The organism is Marinimicrobium sp. UBA4209 (genome assembly GCF_002381585.1).
Taxonomy (GTDB): domain Bacteria; phylum Pseudomonadota; class Gammaproteobacteria; order Pseudomonadales; family Cellvibrionaceae; genus Marinimicrobium; species Marinimicrobium koreense.
This window is the reverse complement of the sequence record NZ_DFTP01000089.1, coordinates 53,662-60,330: the sequence shown is the minus strand read 5'-3', so window position 1 is coordinate 60,330 and position 6,669 is coordinate 53,662. Positions and strand designations below refer to the sequence as shown.

Genomic DNA, 6,669 nt, shown 5'->3' with positions numbered 1-6,669 from the left:
ACCGGCAACGCTTTGTTCCACTGCTGTCGAGTGATATTGGTCAGGACCACGCCGTAACCATAGGGGCAACACAGTCGGCCTTGATAACGGCCCTCGGATTGTCGAAGCTGAGGGTCAGTTTTCAGTACATTAACGGTCGTCTGGGCATACTGCCTGGCCTGCTCCAGGGGATTGCTCACCACATCCAGACCATTTTGAGTCTGCAGCGTCACCCGGTCTTTGCTGATCTTCTTCAGGGTCGCCAACTTCCAGTCTTTGATCTCAAGAAACAGCAGTCCTCGGGACGGGTGAAGAATAATGAAATCCGGGTATCGTCTCTGACGGCCAACAGGGATGTCGTACCAGACGGTATAATCATCTTCGAGAAGCGCCTCCAGGCGACGTCCGAAGCGACGCTCTCCCGTTGTCATACCTCTTATGGTGCTCAGGCTTGGAATGATTGCTGCCATGCTGCCTCCATACTGATCCTGAAGGGCCCATCCCCTCCTCTCTCTAGCTTGAGAGCTTAGCCCAGATTGGAAAGTCCGGCTATTTCAGCCGTTGAAAGGCAATAGTATTTCTATTGAACAACCGCTGCCGATAGCCAGCATAATCAATAACAATATTGCATAATTAATCATTTTGAGTCTATAGTGGTCACCCGATTTTAGAATGCGCCTTGAACCCAGCAAGGCAGGCATGCCAATAGAGAGATACACCACTATGACCAAACCGGGAATACCCCTCCGATTCGCCCAGATTGCACTGCTGCTCCTGTCATTTTCCTGCTTCGCCGAAGAGCTGCGCCCCCAGACCCTCTTTATTGCCGGGGACTCCACTGCGGCGTCCTACCAGAACAAGGACCACCAGGGCTGGGGCGCCACCCTACAGAGCTTTCTGGATGAGGACAAAGTGGTCGTGGATAACCGGGCGCGGGGCGGTCGGAGCAGCCGGACGTTTATTACCGAGGGTTTGTGGCAGTCTCTGATCGAGGACGTCGAGGCCGGGGATCTGGTGTTGATCCAGTTCGGACACAACGATGCCGGGGCGATCAATGACGACAGCCGGGCGCGGGGCTCTCTGCCCGGTCTGGGTGATGAGCAGACCGACATCGCCAACCAGGTGACCGGTAAGGACGAAACGGTGTATACCTTTGGACACTATATTCGTCAGATGGTGGCGGACGTAAAAGCCAAGGACGCCACGCCGATCCTTTTGTCGATGACGGTCCGTAACCGGTGGGAACATGACCGTGTTGAGCGTCGCCACGGCCGCTACGGTTACTGGATGCACCAGCTCGCCTGGGAACTGGACACCCCGTTTATCGATGTGACCAACCCGGTGGCGGACAAGCTGGACCGCCTGGGTGCTGAGAAAGTGGCCGGGCTTTACCCGAAAGACCATACCCACTTTAACGATGCCGGCGCCGAGCTTCATGCCGAGACTGTTGTTTCGGCGTTGAAGGGGCTGCGCCCCACCCTCGCTTCAGACCTGTACTCCGCTAAAGGCCGCGAAGTGACCGCCTACGATTGGACGTTTCTGCGCCTGCCGGTGATCGCCCACCCCGAGAAGACCAGCCTTTTTATGGTCGGCGACTCCACCGTGCGCAACGGTTGGGGCGACGGTGCCGGTGGTCAATGGGGTTGGGGTGATTTTATTGACGAGTACCTGAGCGCCGAGGACTACAACTTTGTCAATCGCGCCATCGGCGGTTTCAGTAGCCGGACCTTTGTGACCGGCGGCCACTGGGAGCGAGCCCTTAATATGGCGCGCCCGGGCGATTATGTGGTGATCCAGTTTGGTCACAATGACTCCGCTCCCCTCAATGATGAAGAGCGTGCCCGGGGCACCATCAAGGGGGTCGGCGCCGCCGAGCAGGACATCGACAACCTTCTGACCGGCCAGCCGGAAACGGTTCACACATACGGTTGGTATCTGCGCAAAATGATTGGCGATGCCTATGCCCGAGGTGTAACGCCCATTCTCGCCACCCCGGTGCCCCGGAAAATCTGGGACGACAGCGGAGAGCAGATTGCCCGCCCGGACGACAGTTATCCCCAGTGGGCTCGACAGGTCGCGGCGGAAAGCGGCGTCGCGCTGATCGATCTGCACGAGCTGGTCGCCGACCGTTATGACGAGCTGGGGCCGGAAAAGGTCGAAGCCTTTTTTGCCGACAAACACACCCACACGTCCCGCGACGGTGCCGAGCTGAATGCCAAAATTGTCGCCCAGGGGATCGAAGGCATTCTGTAACGGCATCACCAAGACACCGAACGGATCAACCACAGGAAGACGTTTTATGCTGAATTTGGGCCTGAGAGCACACGACTATGGTCAGGGTACACCCGCGGAGATTGCGGCAAAGCTCGGGCAATACGATGTATCCTGCGTGCAGCTCGCACCCGCCAAGTCGTTTCCGGTCCTGGCAGAACAACCCGGACAGCTGACCCCGGGGTTCGCCAACCATGTGCGCGATGTCTTTGCCGCACAGGGGATCAACATCGCCGTGCTGGGCTGCTATATCAATCCGATCCACCCGGACCCGGACACCAAAGAACAGGCGCTGCAGCGCTTTGAAGAGCACCTGCGCTTCGCCCGTGACTTCGGCTGCGCTATTGTCGGTACCGAGACCGGCTCCAAGAACGGCGATTGTAGCTATCACCCCGACAGCCAGAAAGAAACCTCGTTTCTGGAGTTGGTCGATTCCGTCCGACGCTTGGCCGATACCGCCGAGAAATACGGCACCATTGTGGGTATTGAAGGCGTGGCACACCACCATACGGTACACAGCTACGAGAAGATGGTACGCATGCTGGAGCTGGTGGACTCACCCAATGTCCAGGTCATTTACGACCCGGTGAACTTTTTCCCGCTGGACCAGTGCCATCGACAACAGGAACTGATGGACGAAGCCTTCAGGCTGTTCGGAGACCGTATCGTCGCGATACACAGTAAAGACTTCGTGATCAAGGATGGAATGAAGGAGGGAGACCTGCCCTCCGGCACCGGCGAAATGGATCACCGTTATCTGATGTCATTGATTAAGAAACTCAAGCCCGGCATTCATACCATTCTCGAGAGCACCAACCCTGAGAATGCTCAGGGTATTCTTGAGCACCTGCAAGAGTGCGCACGGTGAACCACTCCCCGGAGAGCGTGACGCCCCTGGGAGTGGCCAACCGATTGTGAGCCGTCAATTGCCTTCCGGCTTCTCGAGCTGAAACACCGGACTTGCCGGTATGCTGACAGCACTCGAGAAGTCCGGCTCCGCGGGATCAAACGAGAGCACATCGTCACGCAAGTGATCGGCCAGTCCCGGCACCTTTTTCCGAATCTCTTCTACGACAGCGCGAGCCAACTGGTAAGCGCCGTAGGGATTGTGATGTGTATCGTCTTTCAGCGCCTGCTCCTGACCGGGAAAGGTATTGGCCGGATAATGCACAAAGGCCTTTCTGGAACCTGACTCTCCCAGAGCGGCGTAAAGCGCCAGGCTCATCTCGTGCAGATCGATAACCGGTACGCCCTGCTCTTCTCCGACCTGACGCACCGCGATGGCGAAATCGGTGAGAGTTTCAGCGGGCTTTCCTTCACTCCAGCGGCGACGCTCCATGGGTGTGACCAGCACGGGAATACCGCCCTTGGCACGTACCGCCTGAATGTACTCGCGCAAATCATCGGCGTAGGTGGTATAGGGGCCTGCGCCCTCGCTCTGGTCTTTCTGATCATTGTGGCCAAACTGAATCAACAGGTAATCCCCGCGCTCCATGGTGCGAAAGATTTTCTCGAGACGGTTTTCCGCTTCGAAGCTGAACAGAGCTCGCCCCGACTCAGCGTGGTTGGCAATGGCGATACCCGGCTTGAAAAAAGCGGGCAACATCTGCCCCCAGCCGGCCCAGGGCTCGTTACGTTGATCCGTTACGGTCGAGTCCCCCGCCACAAAGACGGTAGTCGCCTCCGGCGCCGGTTCAATCGTCATTGCCGACACCGCCGCCGGTCTACCCAGAAATTCGATGGTCAAATGCTCATCCCAGTGCGCGATTATTGGTGGGCCTTGTTCGCGCGAGTTCAATGCAACACGGCGATCATCTCCCAGTGTCGGGCTCCTTCGATTGACGGTGAAGGTCGCCCTCGCCTGCTCTCCCGCATTGGTCGAAACCGAACGCAACATCAAGCGGCGTGCCTCGGCTTTTACGGTCGTCTGCGCAGCGGAATCGGGCGAGCCTAGTAGGAGGGTTACCTCATAGTTCCCTTCGGGCACGTCGACCGCAAACATAAATGCCTCGTCAGACACACAGGAATCTCCTCGCAGCGCCTCGTCCGCTGGCTCTGTCACTGTACACTCGGGCGTCTTGGCGCTGGCAAAGCCGTAGCCCCGTTCGGGGGAGTAGCGCGTATCCGGGCCAATGCCGACGTAATCTTCAGCCACAGCGCCGGAGCCAAAATCGAATTTGTAAGAAGATGCGGCGGGTTTCGTTACCCGTGTTTCGGGAGGACCGTCATAGGAAGGTTGGAGCCCTCCGAAATCGATCACGATTTTATCCACTACGACACCCGCGTCCACCGCCACCAGGTGCAGCGTATGCCAGCCAGGCTCCAGTGCCTCCGGCAGCTCAAGCGTCGCTTCGGTGGCGTTGGACAGGACTCGCATTTTCCACTCTTCGCTATAGGTATCGAAGCCCTCGGTCACCGCGAGCGGCAGGGGTTCACCATCATCCACAGCCAGCGCTAGGCGCAGATCATTGCCGGGATCAATCGGATGCGTGGGCAGCAGTCGTACATGAACGGTCGCTTTGCCGCCGGTTGCAACGTGGAAACGGTAGCTCAGTCGGGGCGCACTGCCGGATTCGATATTCAGAGTGGAGGGCAACAGGGTGACGGCTGAACCGGTACGGCCCAGCCCTTCCACCGAACGCCAGCCACCGTCGGCCTGATCTTCGCGGCCGGTAAAGTGTCCGGCGTTGATGGACACTACGCCTTGCGATTCAACGAAATCGCCCGCTTGCGCACCCGACGGTACGTCATTGGCTTCAAACCGGTTGTCGTCCGACTCCGACAGGGACTCCCACACTGCATCCTTTTGCGAGCCCAGGGGTGGAATGGGCTCGGGTTGGAAGCGTGGCCAATCGTCCGGGGATACCCCACCGGCGGTGAGAATATGCCGCCACTTGCCATTGGCCATCGCGTCATTGTATCGCTGCGTCAGTGCCTCGATCCGCTGCGCGGCCTCTTCGGCTTTGGCAAAGGTCGTTTCCGCGATCTCCGCGCCCCGGACATTCTGGCGACGCGCCAACTCCATCAGAAAGTAGCGCTCGTTGGCCGCAGCCGCCGCCCGGACCGGATACTCCACCAGTTGGTAAAAGGCATCCCGGGCGGTGCCCGGCAGGTCGTTCGCGACCCGCGCCGTCTCCGCCACCAGATCCTGATAGGCTTTCAGGCGATGATAAATCTCAGCGTCGGTCAGCTCGGTGGGTTGGTAGGGCTCCAGGGACAAATGCCACTGCAGATGTTCCGGTTTGCGCGCAAAGGCCAGGTGCTGGTGGCGCTTCCAGATGCCGGCAATCGCATGAGCGTATTCGGGCCCGAAGTCCCGGGCAGCCATATCCTGCAGAAATTGCATGGGTGCCTCGGGGCTGGTCCGATCCGCGTTCCAGGCGAGGTCGAGAAAAAATTCCGCACTCAGTTCGTGCGCTTTGAGGTCGCCCACGTTGGTCACCCAGAAGGACTCGGCCCCCTGTTCGTAAGCGCGGGTCATCTCCGACCAGACCAACGATACCGATTGGGAATCGAACCAGAGCCAGGACAAGGGTGAGCCCAGATAAGACTGATGGTAATAGACGCCCAGACCGCCGGGCCGCTCCCGCTCCTCGGGGGTGGCGTAGCGGCGCACATAACCAAAGTTGTCGTCCGGCCAGACGATAATCACATCGTCCGGCACGTCCAGGCCTGCGTTGTAATCCTTGAGCACTTCTTTATAGGGCACAAAAATCTGTGCCGCCTTGGTGGGATCACCATCGCCAAGATGTTTGGCCAGAAGACCGCGCTGCGCGTCAAACAGCGTTTCCAACACGTCCAGACGTTCTTCCTGGGATTCCGGGCCCATAATGCCGCTGTCGTGAATGCCGCGCATGCCCAGGGTCCAGAGGCTTTCGCCCGAACGGCGCTCCTTCACCCGCTCTTCCCAGTAATTCATGACGGTGTCACGGTGCGTCAGGAAGTTGTAATGATCTTTGGGGTGATCCCACTCACCAACGTTGTTGCGCAACATGGGCTCGGCGTGACTCGAGCCGACCACAATCGCGTAGTCGTCGGCCAGTTCACTGTTCCCTTCCACTTGATGGAACGGCGTGGTGCAGGGGTGCATGCCGGGCCAGAGAGCGTTGGCCCGCAGGCGCAGCAGCAACTCGAACACCCGCTCATAGATTTTCGGGCCGAGAGTGCCGGTATCCGGATCAAAGGTCTTGCGGGCCCAGGCACCGAGGCCCCAACATTCATCATTGATGAATATTCCGCGATAGCGCACCGCCGGCTCATCGATCGGTTCGCGAGCGGCGCTCAGATACAGTTCGTCCAGAGGTTGAACCGGCACATCGGCCCACCAGTACCAGGGCGAAACGCCGATACGACGGGACAGCTCATACACGCCATAGGCCACACCGCGTGGGTCCGCCCCCTCTACGGCCAACACCTGGG

Annotated in this window: 4 protein-coding genes; 2 read left to right on the top strand and 2 right to left on the bottom strand. The window is 58.9% G+C overall.

Features of this window, described 5'->3' with window-relative positions:
- Positions 1–449, bottom strand: a 449-nt coding sequence (locus B3187_RS13025) for a nuclease-related domain-containing protein (protein ID WP_286806913.1), incomplete at its 3' end; no start/stop codon positions are given.
- A gap of 253 nt (positions 450–702) precedes the next feature.
- Here B3187_RS13025 and B3187_RS13020 point away from each other — a divergent pair.
- Complete coding sequence (locus tag B3187_RS13020; RefSeq protein ID WP_286806912.1) at positions 703–2,232, top strand: rhamnogalacturonan acetylesterase; 1,530 nt, start codon at positions 703–705, stop codon at positions 2,230–2,232.
- Positions 2,233–2,278: 46 nt separating this feature from the next.
- Positions 2,279–3,118: a sugar phosphate isomerase/epimerase family protein gene (locus tag B3187_RS13015; protein ID WP_286806911.1), complete on the top strand. Its 840-nt coding sequence runs from the start codon at positions 2,279–2,281 to the stop codon at positions 3,116–3,118.
- A 54-nt stretch (positions 3,119–3,172) separates the two neighbouring features.
- Here B3187_RS13015 and B3187_RS13010 read toward each other — a convergent pair.
- A partial coding sequence (locus tag B3187_RS13010; RefSeq protein WP_286806910.1) for a glycosyl hydrolase 115 family protein occupies positions 3,173–6,669 on the bottom strand: 3,497 nt, incomplete at its 5' end.

Excerpts from the sequence above, each read along its gene's own strand:
- B3187_RS13020 (WP_286806912.1), top strand. The coding sequence starts at position 703 with ATGACCAAACCGGGAATACCCCTCCGATTCGCCCAGATTGCACTGCTG.
- B3187_RS13015 (WP_286806911.1), top strand. The coding sequence starts at position 2,279 with ATGCTGAATTTGGGCCTGAGAGCACACGACTATGGTCAGGGTACACCC.